Annotated in this window: 11 protein-coding genes; 4 read left to right on the forward strand and 7 right to left on the reverse strand. The window is 58.8% G+C overall.

Translation table 11 applies throughout. The features are described from left to right. Positions 1 to 89: 89 nt before the first annotated feature. Complete coding sequence (locus tag H6F59_RS23885; protein ID WP_190706758.1) at positions 90 to 3,761, reverse strand: AAA family ATPase; 3,672 nt, start codon at positions 3,759 to 3,761, stop codon at positions 90 to 92. A gap of 382 nt (positions 3,762 to 4,143) precedes the next feature. Between H6F59_RS23885 and H6F59_RS23890 the strand changes: the two genes are divergently transcribed. From H6F59_RS23890 to H6F59_RS23900, 3 genes are all read left to right on the forward strand, one after another. Continuing rightward, positions 4,144 to 5,064: an ABC transporter ATP-binding protein gene (locus H6F59_RS23890; protein ID WP_190706761.1), complete on the forward strand. Its 921-nt coding sequence runs from the start codon at positions 4,144 to 4,146 to the stop codon at positions 5,062 to 5,064. Beyond that, entirely contained in the window at positions 5,061 to 5,840 is a 780-nt protein-coding gene (locus H6F59_RS23895; RefSeq protein WP_190706764.1) for an ABC transporter permease, read from the forward strand. The genes H6F59_RS23890 and H6F59_RS23895 overlap by 4 nt, the downstream gene beginning before the upstream one ends. 163 nt (positions 5,841 to 6,003) lie before the next feature. Next, positions 6,004 to 6,810, forward strand: a complete 807-nt coding sequence (locus H6F59_RS23900; protein ID WP_190706767.1) for a cupin domain-containing protein — start codon at positions 6,004 to 6,006, stop codon at positions 6,808 to 6,810. Positions 6,811 to 6,875: 65 nt separating this feature from the next. Here the strand turns inward: H6F59_RS23900 and H6F59_RS23905 are convergent, their stop codons facing one another. From H6F59_RS23905 to H6F59_RS23930, 6 genes are all read right to left on the reverse strand, one after another. Continuing rightward, positions 6,876 to 8,672, reverse strand: a complete 1,797-nt coding sequence (locus H6F59_RS23905; protein ID WP_190706770.1) for an NAD+ synthase — start codon at positions 8,670 to 8,672, stop codon at positions 6,876 to 6,878. Positions 8,673 to 8,785: 113 nt separating this feature from the next. Beyond that, a complete protein-coding gene (locus tag H6F59_RS23910) occupies positions 8,786 to 9,748 on the reverse strand; it encodes a site-specific DNA-methyltransferase (protein ID WP_190706773.1) in 963 nt (320 codons plus the stop codon). Further along, a complete protein-coding gene (locus tag H6F59_RS23915; RefSeq protein ID WP_190706776.1) occupies positions 9,748 to 10,965 on the reverse strand; it encodes a hypothetical protein in 1,218 nt (405 codons plus the stop codon). Before H6F59_RS23915 ends, H6F59_RS23910 begins: the two co-directional genes overlap by 1 nt. A gap of 196 nt (positions 10,966 to 11,161) precedes the next feature. Further along, positions 11,162 to 11,908 (reverse strand): NrtR DNA-binding winged helix domain-containing protein, encoded by a 747-nt coding sequence (locus H6F59_RS23920; RefSeq protein ID WP_190706777.1) that lies wholly within the window; start codon positions 11,906 to 11,908, stop codon positions 11,162 to 11,164. Further along, a complete protein-coding gene (locus tag H6F59_RS23925; RefSeq protein WP_190706781.1) occupies positions 11,869 to 12,501 on the reverse strand; it encodes a nicotinate-nucleotide adenylyltransferase in 633 nt (210 codons plus the stop codon). Before H6F59_RS23925 ends, H6F59_RS23920 begins: the two co-directional genes overlap by 40 nt. Positions 12,502 to 12,512: 11 nt before the next feature. Continuing rightward, the gene (locus H6F59_RS23930) at positions 12,513 to 13,874 is read right to left on the reverse strand and encodes a nicotinate phosphoribosyltransferase (protein WP_190706784.1); all 1,362 of its coding nucleotides are present in this window, start codon (positions 13,872 to 13,874) and stop codon (positions 12,513 to 12,515) included. Between the two features lie 447 nt (positions 13,875 to 14,321). On the opposite strand from H6F59_RS23930, the gene H6F59_RS23935 reads away from it, so the two are divergent. Continuing rightward, entirely contained in the window at positions 14,322 to 14,561 is a 240-nt protein-coding gene (locus tag H6F59_RS23935) for an NfeD family protein (RefSeq protein ID WP_190516019.1), read from the forward strand. Positions 14,562 to 14,775 lie beyond the last annotated feature (214 nt).

A 14,775-nucleotide genomic window follows, 5' to 3' on the forward strand; every position in this document is an offset into this window, starting at 1 on the left:
ACAGTCCTCCATTGTAGATGTGGCCTGAACAGCTCAGAGAAAGTAGCTAGCATCCGTTGCGATAGCTAGCTCAACCCTTTGAATAGTGATTAGTAACTGACGACCGCCCCCAGGGATTTCAGCATTCGTTCTTCGGTGTCGGATAGGCCAGTGGCCCCACGGATATTGACGCCTTCATAGGGGCGATCGGGGCGTAGGGTTTGCTGACACAGGCCCGTCGCCAGATCCCACACGCGGATTTCGTCGTCTTGGCTGGCGGTGATCAGGTGGGTGCCGCTAGAACAACCCGAGACTTGCCAGATATCTTGGCTGTGGCCCTTGAGGGTATGACGGCATTGGTTGGTTTTAACATCCCACACCTTGACCTGGGCGTTTTGGCTAGTCAGCGCCAAAATGTCTCCCGCCGGATCTAGGGTAACCCCTTGTAGCCATTGCTCTGCGGGGTGTTGCCACTGGCCGAGACAGCCATTGTCCTGCTCCAGATTCCACCAGCGCACGGTGCCGTCATGGCTGGCGCTGGCCAGTCTCTCGCCCTGGGCCACGAGACTGTGTACCTGACTTTGGTGGCCCGATAGAGTGCGGCGATCGGAGCCCATGGTGCCCTGCTGCCACGACCAAAGGCCAATGGTGCCATCCCTAGCACCTACTACAATCCAGTCGCCGTTGGGGCTAAACAGTAGGGCTGACGGGCTGTCCGGGGCGTCTTCTAGCTCTCCTACGGCGCTGCCAGTAGTGCAATTCCACACCAAGATGCCGCTGTCGGGGCCTGCGGTAGCCAACCACTGACCATCTGGGCTAAAGCGCAGCAGGGTGGCCGGGGTTGGCTTGGCGACCACCCACTGGCTCTGGCCGGTCGCGATCGACCAGAGTCGCAGGGTCTGGTCGTCGGCGCTGCTAGCCAACCACTGACCATCGGCGCTAAGGGCGACGGTGCGCACCGAGCCGCTGTGGCCCGCTAGGGCACGAGGGCCGATGGCGTAGGGGCTATGGGCGTTGACCTGCCACAGCCGCAGGTGGGTATCTTCGTGGCCAGTGAGAATAGTGCCGCTGTCAGCGCTAGCGCTAAAGGCCAGGCAGCGCACCGGATGCGCCTGGCTGAGAAAGCTGCGCCAGCACTGGCCCCGTTTAACGCTCCAGAGCTTGATGGTGTAGTTGCTGCCGGTGACGAAATAGCGGCTATCGGCGCTAAAGGCTAGGGTCCATACCGGCGCTCCCAGCGATGGCAGTGCATAGCAGAGGCGACGGTTGGGAATATCCCACACCGTGACGGTGAAGTCTTGGCTGCTAGACACCAGATAGCGCCCGTCAGGGCTGAGGGCGAGGGCGGGCAAAGCCTGTACGTCGATGGGCAAAATCCAGCAGGGCAGTCCGGTGGCCAAATTCCAAATGGTCAGGCAGTGGTCGTCACAGCCCGCTGCAAAAGGAATCGGCTGGCAGTCGGGGTCGTTGGGGTCGGGCAAAAACCCCACAGTGCGAATCGCCGCCGTCGATCGCGCCTGGAGATCTTTCAGCAGGGTGCGATCGCCCACATTCCACAGGCAGGCGCGCTGGTCATCGCCGCCGCTCACCAGGTGGTCGCCCAAAGCACTGTAGACCAAGCTGTGAATTGCCCCAGTGTGGTCATCTAGACAGCCCTGGCGAAAGCCCGAAGCGACTTCCCACAGGCACAGCCGACCGCTGTCATCGCCGGAGGCCAACTGGCTGCCGTCGGGGCTAAAGGCCAGGGCTCGCACTGGGGCCTGGTGATCGTCCAGAATGTCGGCTTGGTAGGTGGATCCCACTGACCACAGCCAGATTTGCCCGCTTTCGGTGCCCATGGCCAGCAGATCGCCCTGGGGGCTAAAGGCCAGCGATCGAATGCTCTGGCCCTCGTCAAACATCCAGACCAGCTTGCCCCGCTTTAAATCCCACAGCAGCAGTCGGCCCTCGTGATCGCCCGTGGCTAAGTGCCATCCCTCTTCTAAAGACGATCCGCGCTGGCCTTGCTTATCTTTAGGACCAACGGGGCTAAAGGCGGCCACCGGATCGCGCCCCAGGGCGGTGGCGAAGGTGGTGTCGCTGAACTGGGCCTGGCTAAAGCTGGCGCCCTGCAGGCTCACCCGCCGCAGATCGCCCTGCCAAATAGCCAGATGAGAAAAATCGGCACCGCTAATGCCTAGGCCTAGATGCTGGCAGAGATGAATGACGTTGCCGGCTCCGTAGCCCGGCTGGCCCACGAGAGGCTGTAGGGCCTTGAGCAGGCGATCGCCCTTAGCGGCCAAGGCTCCATCGGTGGCGTACTGTTGCCGGAGCTCTTCTGCTAAAGGGCTGAGCATGGCTGCTCGCTGACGCTCCTGCACGACCTCCCGGGCGGTCATGGTGACGAGGGCCAACCGCTGAAGCCAGTCAAAGGTTTCGGCCTCTAGCTCCGCGGTCAGCACGCCCTGCAGCCGCTCCAGGACCAGGGCCTGCACCGAGGGGCCTAGGCTCAACACTAACCCACGTCTCTCGGTGGCCTGAGCCTGAACCCAACCACGCCCCAGGGCCGACTGCACCACCATATCGGTCAGGGGTGGCTGCATGGCCCCATTGAGGTCGTCGAGGGTGACTGGCTCCTGGGCCAGGGCTAGCCAGTACAGCAGGGCCCATTCTTCAGCCGGCAGGCGCTCTAGGGCCTGGGTAAAGGTACGGTGTACAACGACAGGCACGACCGTCTTAGCCGCCTGGAGCAACATCCGGGGCTGACCCTGGTAGACCTCTCGCAGCGTCGCCCCTAGCCCCCGCAGCACCAGGGGGTGGCTGCCGTAGCGATCGATTAGCGCTCCCCAGTCGTCAGCGCTCAGGGCGGTCGGGGCCTGAAGCAGAGACCGAGCCGCATCGGTGACCAGATCGCCGAGGACATAATCTCGCACCCGTGGCCCCTGCACCTGGGAAAAATCGGCGGGCTTTTCGCGGCTGACCCAGACTAGACAGCTCTGGTGATGGTGCTCGGCTCCCTGGTGAAAAAAGTGCTGGAGGGCGTCGGTATTAGCTCGGTAGCTGCCTGCTGGTTGCTGAGTCTCAAAGAGCTGCTCTAGACCATCGATAATTAGCAGGACGCGGCGCTGGCCCAGCTGATCGAGCACCCAGTCTACTTGGGCTTGGGAGGCGATCGCCGCCTGCGGGTCAAGCCAGTGGACGATCGCCCCCAGCACGTCCTGCTCGGTGGCCTCGGCGGTTAGAGCTAGGTAGCCGCACTGGTCGACTTGAGGGGCAACGGTGGCGGCGATCGCTGCTGCCACCGTCGTCTTGCCCACGCCTGGCAGCCCCCATAGGACTACCGTGCGGCAGCGCTCCGCCAAAATCCACTCGGTCAGGGTAGCCAGTTCTGCCTGGCGGCCCGCACAGTCGTCTAGATCGAGGCGTGGGGATTCACGCACCACTAGGGCGGGAGTGGGCAGGGGCGATCGCGGCTCCACCACAATATGCGGCGGCGGGGCCGGTTCAGTCGCCACTACCCCCTGCATCATCCAGGTGTGCAGCACGTTCTGAATATTGCGCTTCGTAACCCGAACGCCTTGGAGATCAGCATCTACCAGCTCGGTCAGCAGCTGCCAGAGCTTGGGGCCGACGTCTTTTTTGAGATAGTCTTCGGTGTAGCCAGCAGTGGGGGTTGCCATCGCTGCATAGGTCTTGTTCTCCCAAGATCCCTGTAGCACCAGACGCTCGACATCCTTTAGCGGTCGCCCCTTGCGCTCCACAGCAACTTGGTTGATGTGTACAGCAATTTTCTCAAAATCCATTGGCTAAACCGCCGCGATGCCCCAAATCTGGCCTCAGTCTAACCTGAATTTTTCAGAACTCCTCAGCTGCCGTGCCTAGGAAATTTGGCAAAAAAAATTCCCCAACCCAAGGGCAGGGGAATGATCAGGGTGCATCTACCAGTTCATATTTCTGCGCCAGCTGAGTGAATCAGGATGGTTTGGAAGGGATTTTGTTAGAGTGCCTGGGAAGGTAGGAGTGGATGGGTAGATGTGTGGATGAGTAGATGGGAGGGTGTCTGTATATCTCAGTCCATCGGTGGGGCATCGCCATATTGCTTCAGCTTTCTAGAGGGCAACAGAAAGGAAGGGCACATCGTTAGGCTGTTGGGAACTGTTTAGAGACATTTTTTAGGAGCAAATTTTGTCGGATTCGCTGAACTTGAAGGCCTACGACCTTTGGAAAACCTATGGCGACGAGCCGGTGGTGCAGGGCATTAGCTTTACCCTGGCACCGGGTGAGATTGTCGGTCTGCTAGGGCCCAATGGGGCGGGCAAAACCACGACGGTGGGCATGCTGTTTGGCACCGTTGTCCCCACTAAGGGGTTTGTGCAGTTTGGCCCCTGGCAACTGCCGGGGCAAGGACAGCTGGCCCGCGCCCAGATGGGCATTGTCACCCAAGAAGACAACCTCGACCCCGACTTTACGGTGTTTAAAAACCTTACCCACTTTGCCCACCACTACCGCATTACTGACGCGGCGGCGCGGCAGCGGGCGGGGGAACTGCTGGCCCTGGTCAATCTGGAGCACCGAGCCGAGGCCCAGGTGGATGAGCTGTCGGGCGGCATGAAGCGCAAGCTGGTGCTGGCTCGCGCCTTACTCAATCGGCCCAAAATTGTGTTTCTAGATGAGCCCACCACCGGCCTCGACCCTGACGCTCGCCAGGATTTTTGGCGGCTGGTGCAGCACCTCAAGGCCAGCGGCTGCGGCATTTTGCTGACCACCCACTATATGGATGAGGCCCAAAGGCTGTGCGATCGCCTCCTTCTCCTACAGCAGGGCAAAGTCATTGATGAGGGCACCCCTACCGATCTAGTCGCGCGGGTGATTGGCCGCGAGGTGGCTGAAATCGGAGGGGTTGAAGCCCAAATTCTTCAGGATCTAGCGGCCCGCCATGGGGCTTGGTATCGGGCTTTTGGCAATGGTCACCTGGTGGCGCTGCCCGATCGCGAGCCTGAGGTGGTTTGGGATGCGATCGCCGCCCACCATCCCAGCCGCCTCCTGCGGCGGCCCGCCAACTTAGAAGACGTGTTTTTGCGACTCACTGGGAGCGTGCTGGAATGAAGCTAATTACCGCTACCCCCTGGGGGGTGTATTCGGTCTGGTGGCGCCACTTTCAGGTGTATCGCAGCACCTGGTTGGTGAACTGCCTGCCGCCTGTCTCTGAGCCAATTGTGTATCTGCTGGCCTTTGGCTACGGTCTTTCTCCGCTGATTGGTGAGGTGGACTATTTGGGGCAGATGATTCCCTACGCGCGGTTTTTGGCGCCGGGGATGATTGCGATCGGAGTGCTGTTTCAGTCGTTTTTTGAGGGAGCCTACAGCAGCTTCATTCGGCTCAATTTTCAAAAGACCTGGCAGGCGCTGCTAACAGCCCCATTGAGCTATACCGACGTGTTTTTGGGCGACTGGTTTTGGGCGGCGACTAAGGGGTCGATCGCCGGCACTATCACCGGGCTAGTCGCGGTGTTGGCCAATCTCTACGACCTCTCTAGCCTGGTGCTGTCGCTGCCGCTGATTGTGCTGGGCAGCCTGCTGTTTGGGGCCTTTGGTCTGCTGGTGGCCGGGTCCGTGAACAAGGTTGACCAGGTGAATGTGCCGATTTTTCTGGTAATCATCCCCATGTTTACCCTCTGCGGCACCTACTTTCCGCGCGATACGCTGCCGCCGCTGCTGGCCAAGTTTGCCGCGTTTTTGCCCCTGGCCTCCCTGGTTGATCTGCTGCGCTGGCCCCTGGGTCTGCCCCCCTGGTGGCCCCTGCTGCTAGTCTGGCTAATCGGCTGGCTGGTGCTGACGGCAAGGCTTGCCGCCCTGCGGATTTATCCGAGATTGTTTAGCTAGTAAGTTCATTTAGCTAGTCAAGCTGCAGGAGTGCCCTTGTTTTGCTCTCTTTGAGCGAGGATTGAGGCTGAAGCACGATATTGAGCGAAAAGTGACAGATTTGCTAGTTTCTACCGTGGTATGGTGCAGCCTTCCATAACCTTTGGAGTAGGAGTCGGCGGCCATGGGATCTGTTCAATCTACAGCGCTGACAGCCTTAGGGCTGGTCGCTTTTGCGGGAGTTGGCATCGTTGCCCAAGATGCCGAAGCGGCGGAGATACCGGAGGCGGCGATTGATACCGCTTCAGGGCTCAGCAACTCCACCGTGGTCGACCTAAACGATCTGACGACCAACCCCAGCAACTACGACTTCTTTACCTTTAGGCCAAATCTAGAAAAGCTGATTCTCTCCGGTGCTGCCGACACCGAGCACATCAGCATCTTGTGGTACACCATCCCCGACGGCAGTGTGGGGCTGCACTACCATTCCATGACTGAGTCGGTCTATGCGATCGCGGGTACCCAGACCGATGCCAAGGGGGTGTATCCCACCGGCTCGCTCTACTTCAACCCGCCGGGTAGCGGCCACGAAGTCTCAGACAGCACCGGCTTCTTTTTGCTGGCCTACGCTTCGCCACCGGATTTTGCCAGTACCGACCTGATCGAGGCCTACACCCCCGTCAATATCAACACCGCTGAACCCGATTTTGAGACAATTTATCCGTTTGAGGAAGCTCAAGATGGCGTTTCCACTTACGAAATTCCTCTTGATCCCGAGGGCGGTATGAGTTCTCAATTCATCAAAAGCACGTCCTCGGAGAGCTATGCCTACACCGGCAATTATCTGCTCGTGCTGAAAGGCAGTTGCAGTATCGACGGCACGACCTTCGCCGAAGACATGCTGGTGGTGGCCACAACCGTTGAGGCCCAGCTTTACAATGTCAGCGCCGCTGAGGGTAGTAGTTGTTTAGCCCTGGGTCTGTCGTTCTAGGCGGGCTTGCCGGGTGAGGGGGCGATCGCTCCCATCAGTCCCCAATCAGAGCTGCGCGAAGACCATCAAGCCTCCAACAGTTGCTCAGCAGGCTCCGTCGCCAATTGCTTCACCTCGCTCTTCCAGCGGTTGGCAATGGGCATGCGCCAGCCCAGGCCAAAGGCGCGATCGGTCACCTTGAGAACGGGCGGGGTCTGTCGCCGCTTAAATTCGGCCCGCGACACCAGCCGCAAGACCTTGTCTACCACCGCTGCATCGTGGCCAGCGGCAACCATCTCAGCTACCGACTCGTGGCGCTGCACCAGGCGATCGAGAATATCATCCAGCACATCGTAGGGCGGCAACGAATCTTGATCGACCTGACCGGGCTTGAGTTCGGCACTGGGCGGTTTTTCGAGAATGTTTTGCGGAATCAGGGCGTCGGTGAGGTGGCCAACCTGCGCCGACAGTTCACCTAGAGTCACTGGAGCTACAGGACCAGTGCCGCTGCTCACCTGCCGATTGAGCCATTCACAAAGGGCGTAAACTCGCGTTTTGGGCACATCGGCAATCACTGCCAGACCACCGTTCATATCGCCGTAGAGGGTGCAGTAGCCCACCGCCATTTCTGACTTGTTGCCGGTTGACAGCAGCAGGTGACCAAACTTATTCGAAACCGCCATCAGCAGGTTGCCGCGAATGCGCGACTGGATGTTTTCTTCGGCAATGCCAGAACTGGTGCCGGCAAAGAGGGGGTCGAGCACCTGATCGTAGTCGGCCATCAGCGGGCCGATCGCCAGGGTTTGGTGGGCAATACCCAGGGTTTGAGCCAGGGCCAGCGCGTCGGTCACCGAGTGGTCTGAGCTGTAGGGGGAGGGCATGAGAATGCCGAGCACGTTGGCCGGGCCGAGGGCTGCCGCTGCGATCGCCGCCACCAGGGCCGAGTCAATGCCACCACTGAGCCCAATCACTGCCTTGGAAAAGCCGCACTTGTGGGTGTAGTCGCGCACCCCCAGCACCAGGGCCGACCAGATCGCCTCGTTTTCGTCGGCGGGCAGGGGAGCAATGTCTCCAGGACAGAGGTCGCGCTGGATGGGGTCGTACTCCACCACCGCCAGCCCCGCTTGGTAGGAGGGCAGGCGGGCCACCAGATCGCCCTGGCGGTTGAAGGCCATGCTGGTGCCGTCGAAGATTAAGTCGTCGTTGGCCCCCACCTGGTTGGCGTAGAGAATGGGGCAGCGAAACCGAGTGGCGCTGTGGGCCAGCATGGAAGCCCGCAGCTGCGCTTTGTTGAGCGAGTAGGGCGAGGCGGAGAGATTAATCACCACATCGACGTGGTCATCGGCTAGATCCGCGATCGGGTTGCGGGGGTAGCTGCGCCCGCCCCAAAACTCCTCATCGTTCCACAGGTCTTCGCAGATGGTGACGCCAACGCGCAGGCCCCAGTCGCCCAGGGGAATGGTGAAACTGCTTGGCCCCTGGCCGGGGGCAAAGTAGCGGTGTTCGTCAAAGACGTCGTAGGTGGGCAGTAGCTGCTTGTGAAAGACCTGCTGCACCTTGCCGCCCTGGAGCAGAGCGGTGCTGTTGAATAGGGGCTTTTCGCCGTGGTAGCGGGCCTTGGGGTTAGCGGCGGCATAGCCCACCAGCACGGCGAGGTGAGGGGGTAGCTCGGCGGCCAGGGCGTCGAGCTGGTCGGCCATGGCTTGAATAAAGCTGGGCTGAAGCAGCAGGTCACGGGGCGGGTAGCCGCACAGCATCAGCTCGGTGGTAACGAGCACTTGGGCCTCCAGGCGATCGGCCTGGCGAGCGGCATCGAGCACCTGCTGAGCGTTGTGGGCCAGGTCGCCAATGGTGGGGTTGAGCTGGGCGATCGCAAATTTCATAGGAGTTAATAGATAAAAAAGATTTCGACCAAAACGCTGGTTGTAATCGTCTTGAGGCTGCCGGCAATTTAGGCTTCAGCTACCGGCAATTGGCGGGGGAATAATCAGGTTTCCTAGGAAATGGACTTTTTGGGGCGACTGCGCTGGGCTGACAGGGTGTTTCGCTCCCAAAAGATGCCATCGGCGTATCCCTGAATGGAGGGGTCGGTTTCGGCTAGGGACAAACGCTTTTCGGCTAAGCAGCAGTAGTCGGAGTCCTGCTCAATGCCTACATACTGCCGCCTCAGCTTTTTGGCGACCACAGCGGTCGTGCCGCTGCCGAGAAAAGGATCGAGCACCACATCACCAGGGTTAGAACTGGCTAACAGCAGTTTAGCCACTAATTTCTCGGGTTTTTGAGTAGGGTGATCGGTGTTTTCAGCCATTGACCAAAAGGGCACGGTAATGTCGGTCCATAGGTTAGACGGATGGGTGAGACGGTAGTTTTTTGAACCTGTGTTGTCCCAGTCTTTGGGTTGTCCGGCCAGGTCTCTGTAGGGGGCAATTACCTGGCGTTTGAGCTTTACGGCATCTACATTAAAAGTGTAGGTTTCGGAGACGGTGCAGAACCAAATATCTTCGCTAGCGTTCTTCCAATTAGCTTGGGCACCGCGTCCTTTCTCACGCTCCCAAGTGATTCTATTCCTGACGGTAAAGTATTTTTCCAGCACTGGATACATGACGGTTGAGGTGGCCCAGTCGGCGCAAAAATAGGCGGAAGCGTTGGGCTTGAGCACAGGTCTTAGCTGGGAGATCCAGCTGTCGAGCCAGGCGGTGTAGGTGGGGCGATCGCACTGCCTAAACTTGCTGCCATTGAAGTCTTTGGTGAGGTTGTAGGGCGGGTCAACAATCAACAGATCCACAAAGCTGGGGGGCAGTAGAGGCAGCGCCTCGAATATATCCTGGCAGATCACCCTATCCACGAGCTGTTCCGGGACTGCGCTCTCGGCCAGCCGCACCAGCCGCTGACTAAAGATCTGCCGGTCTTGCTCGGTGAGTTGAAGGGTTCTATTTCTACTTGCCCTAGTCTTCGTCATCACTTCGTTTTCTCCACAGATTTGCGGGGATAGCTAAGCGCGTCTAGGTCAAGCCTGAGACTATCGATCGCCCTAACATCTGAGCTTATAGTTCGAGTGTTTAACTCTCGCATGCGCTTCTCAACGGAGTGAACCAAACGATTAAACTCAATTGCTTGAATGGTGCCAGGTTGGTCAAGGTCACCCACAAAGCGCTCGGTGGCCAAAACCGTGCAAATCTCCTCTTCTAAATTTATATAGCCGATATACTGGGTCAGATTGGTTTGGTATATTTCCTCGGCGGAGAGCACAGTTGGTAAGTTTAGGAATAACACATAGGTGCTGCCAAAAAGAATTAGAGGAAACACCAAGCCGGGGTTGTTTTTAATCTTTCCTTCCCAGATATCGCCACTAATAAAAATCAGCACAATACTGCCAAATAGCAGCGCCAGAGCAGCGCCAACAGAACCCGCCTGGTGAGTTGCGTAGAAGGTTCTAGTAATGTCGTAGTGCACGTGGATTCGCTTTTGGATGGCCTGATCCTGTTCCCATAGTTGGTTAACTTCGCCAATAGAAATTTTTGGTATGCCCAAATCTCGCAGGATTTTATCCAGTTCCTTGAGCGCTATGTTCTCCTTGTCTAATTGCTTTTGAAACTGAGATATATCAGCGGCTTCCTGGTCCTGAGGTTCAGTTTGCAGAGTGTTGCGCTTGGTTACTAGCTCCAGCCTTCGGGTATTGATCTCCTGCCTCTGGGCAATGGCGTCACGGCGAACGCTTTCTATGCTGCCCTCGGCCTCAGACATACTGGGAATCATTCCTTGAAAATGTCGTTGTACACAGCTTTGTTGCGATTTTTCGCCAATCTCCTTCCCTCGATTGAGCCAGTTGCTGGCCTTTAGGTAGGAGAGCGAAAACGTGATTCCTGCGATCGCTAGGGTGGCAAACCAAGCGCCGAGAAAAATTTTGCCCGAAAGGTTTTTAGACGCCTCGGAAACAATCGCCGCCAACATAGGTTTTTCGGCTGAATTAGCTGTGGTGGTGGTTTGGTCAGTGCTGACAGGCGAGGCTGGCTCTGCCCCTGGTGTGCCTAAATCGGCAGCTTGGGTATTGACGGGCAGGGGGGCTTGCGGTGGCTCGGTGGTATCGCTGACAGGTGAGGCTGGCTCTGTCCCTGGTGCACCTGAATCGGTAGGTTGCGGATTAGCGGGTAAGGGGTCTTGCGGTGGCTCGGTCATGGCGACTCCTAGAAGGATGAATTAAGCTGCTGCCTGCTCTGGGCTGACCCAACCAGGGGGCGCTGCCGCCAGGGCAAACCTGAGTAGATTGGCTTGGGCCTAAGCTGGGGATCCGGTGCTACTAACTGAACACCATGAGTTTTTCCTTCAGGCTCCCCGACTATGCCCAGCGCCATGGCCTACTATGCCCGCGCGCTTAAATAAACACCATCGCCTTTTCCTTCAGGGGCTCAAATGCAGCGGCGTCAAACCGATACAGGCTGGCGGGTCGGCCCGCACCCCGAGAGGTTTTTTGGCCGGTGTCCTGCAAAAACCCCAGCTTGAGCAGCCGAGCCCGAAAGTTGGAATAATCCGAAAACCCTTCTCCCAAAACGGTGACGTAGAGCTGGTAGAGATCACCCAGGGTAAAGACCTCGGGCAGCACGTCGAAGGCGATCGGGCTATATTCCAGCTTGTTGCGCAGCCGACGGTAGCCGTAGGTGAGAATTTCGTTGTGGTCGAAGGCGAGTTGGGGCACCTGGGCCAGGGGATACCAGGCGATGCCGCTGACGCCGTCGGCGATTAGTTCGGCATCCTCAAAGCGCACCAGGGCAAAGTGGCTGACCGACAGGTAACGCACGTTAAAGGCCTGAGGCGACTCACGGGGATCGCGATCGGGTCCGCCAAAGGTGTAGAGCTGCTCCAGATACAGGGTGTTGACGCGAATTTTTTCGGCCAGCACCCGGTAAGCAGCGGCTTCTAAGGATTCTCCTTGGCGCACCAGGGTGCCGGGCAGGCTCCAGTAGCCCGCGAAGGGCTCGTCGTGGCGCATCACCACCAGCACCATCAGCCGATTTTGCTGGGTATCCACAGAAAAAATCACATTGTCGACTCCCACTTTGAAGTCGGCTAGGGGCACCGGGCTTAGGGGGTGGTCAGAGGTGCGGTGGAGTTTTGCGGACATGGGTAGAGGTGGTGTTGGGCTATGTAGGACTGCACCGCCGGGGGAATTTCGGGGGCGGTGGCGGCGGGAATGCCGTCGCACTGGCGGTAGCGGGACGACGACACATCGATCGCAGGCATCTCGGCCACGGTGACGGTCGTATGTTGGCGCAGATTGGCTAGGCCGGCCTCCGTGAGGTCGTAGCCGGGGCGCGGAATTACCAGAATGCTCGCCGCCGCGAAGATTTCCTGAGCTCGGTGCCAGGTGGGTAGCTGCTCCACCAGGTCGGCCCCCACCACCAGCGAGAACTCGGCTTGGGGCCAGACCTGTCTCGATCGCTCCAGAGTGATCATCGTGCGCATGTGGCTGAGTTCAGGGTGTACCTGCACCCGCTGGGGCGGCACCGCTAGATCGTCGATCAGCAGCTCCAGCATGCGAAAGCGATCGCCCAGGGGAGTCTGGTGCTCTTTAAACGGATTGTTGGCCGTCCACACCGCCACGTGGTCAAACTGGGTGGCCAGCCAAGCGAGGATGGCGGCGTGACCCTGGTGGGGCGGATCGGCACTGGTGCCAAACAGGGCGATGCGAAGCGCTGAAGAATTGGTTGCGGTCATGAGAGCCATCCTCAGGGCTGAGAGGGGGGATGCTGGCGGGTGCGGGCCGCCAAATCCCCCAGGGCATCGGACAATGCTACGCCATAGTCAGCCGGTTGCTCGAGCTGGCGCACGGCGGCGGGCAGGCTGGCCATCGAGGCGGCGGTGCGGGCGGCGATCGCATCCAGCGATTCTAGCTCCTGCACGACCTGGCCCTGCTTCACCACTAGCTCAAGCAGCGGCTTTTCGTCGGGGGCGGCAGTTTCTTCGAGCAGACCGAGGCGATCGCCCACCGCCTGCCCACCCTCATAGCGTCGAAAGATTTGCTTGCATCCGGGGAGCGTGGTTTTGCCGCTGGCCTCTTTCATCACAGGTGTACCGTCGATATCGACTAGTTTATACACCCCATTCACCGGGTCGCCCGTCACCAGCTTAGTGCCTAGGCCGTAGCCGTCGAGCACCGCTCCAGCCTGCTTGAGGCGAGCGATTTCGTACTCATCCAGGTCGCCGCTGGCCAAAATTTTGGCGTTGGGGAGATGCGATCGCACCGCTTTTGATAGTTCCACCAAGTCGCCAGAGTCGAGCCGCACGCTGGCGACCTGGGTTTCTCCCCGCTGCACCTGGGCTGCCAGCCGCTTGGCTGCCGCCACCGTGTCGTAGGTGTCAATCAGCAGCGCCGCCCCGGGAAAGTAACGCTGGAAGGCCGCAAAGGCCTCGTCCTCGTTACCTTCTAGCGCCGTAAAGACCATTACCAGGGCGTGGGCCATAGTGCCCGCTGGCTGGCGTCCCAGCGCCACCGCCGCCAGCACGTTCGAGGTTTCGTCAAAGCCCGCTGCTAGGGCTGCCCGCGCTGCCCACAGTGCCCCTTGGGGACTAAAGGCCCGACGGGTGCCAAACTCCAGCAGCCTGGCGTCAGGCCCGGCCACATCCCTCAAGCGAGCCGCGCGAGTGGCCACCAAAGTTTGATAGTTGAGCGTGTTGAGTAGGTAGGTTTCGGCAATTTGGGCCTGCCACAGGGGCGCTTCTATCCGCAGCAGCGGTTCGTTGGCAAAGACCGCTGTGCCCTCGGGCACAGCCCACACATCCCCAGCAAAGCCTCCCTCGGCCAGCCGCTGCCAAAATTCGTCGGGGGCATGGTCGAACAGCCCCGTTTGCCGTAGGGCCTCTAAATGGTGTTCTGCAAACCGCAGATTGTTCAAGTAGTCGATCGCCTGGGTCAGCCCCATGGCAATCAAATAGTTGTAGCCAGGGGGAAGCCGCCGGGTGAACAGCTCAAAACTGGCCCGGCGATCGGCCAAGCCCTCACCCGCGTAGCAGCTCACCATGGTGAGCTGGTACAGATCCGTCAGCAAACCGTAGTTGTCAGGGGTAGCCAGAAGAGTGGGATAGGGCATTGAGGTAGTGGCGGTATTTTGGTTGTTTATACCATAACTAATTCTATCAAAGCGCGCAACAATTTCGATAGATAGAGGCTATCGCCCTTCGATTCAGCCATATTTTTGGTGAATTTCACCGATAAAATTCCTGAGAGGGGAACGCGACAGCCATTCATTGCTCCCTCTGTCTTTAGATGGCTAACGCTTCAATATCTGTCACAGGGATGACGTTTAGCCAAGGCTCTGCCTTCTATCGTCCATCATTACTGGTTTAGAGCAGCCCTGGTTCAGAACACCTGTTAGAACTGGGGCTGCCCCAAAGCCTACGGCCTCTGGTTTGGAGCACCGTCCTTCGAATGCTGGCCCTGGAGTACCGCTATGCACATTGGGCTGTCACAGCCTGCACTCAACCATCACTAACAAGTAAGTACACACCCCATCTGGGACACCACCGGGAGGATAGCGATGAATCTGACCCACACTCTGGAACTTTTTGAAACTCCTAAAACCGCGCGGGTAGAGCGCCCCATTACCGCCCAATCACAGGGACGGGTCTACTACGAAGGCACCTACTGGCCCGCCAGAGTCTATGAAGGCGTCATTGACGCCGGTATTGCCCTAGCTCCCTCAAGCTGGGTGACGGTGGTGGGCCGCTATGGGCTCACCCTGCTGATCGTGCCACCGCTGGGGCCAACCTACGCCTAAGAACGGGGAATTGCTGGGGTAGAACGTCTTTGGCTAGATTAGGGCGATCGCTCCAGCAACCCCGCGTTTTCTGTGAAAATCTCCAGGGAATAGGCAAAAACCACTATGATTAAGGTAGTTTTGCCTATTCCTTCTGCCACCACCGTTGACCTATGGATAGCCTGGCCCAAAGCCTTCTTTGGCTCCTCTGGGAAACGCACCCAGATGTTGATCC

Source organism: Nodosilinea sp. FACHB-141 (genome assembly GCF_014696135.1).
Taxonomy (GTDB): Bacteria; Cyanobacteriota; Cyanobacteriia; order Phormidesmidales; family Phormidesmidaceae; genus Nodosilinea.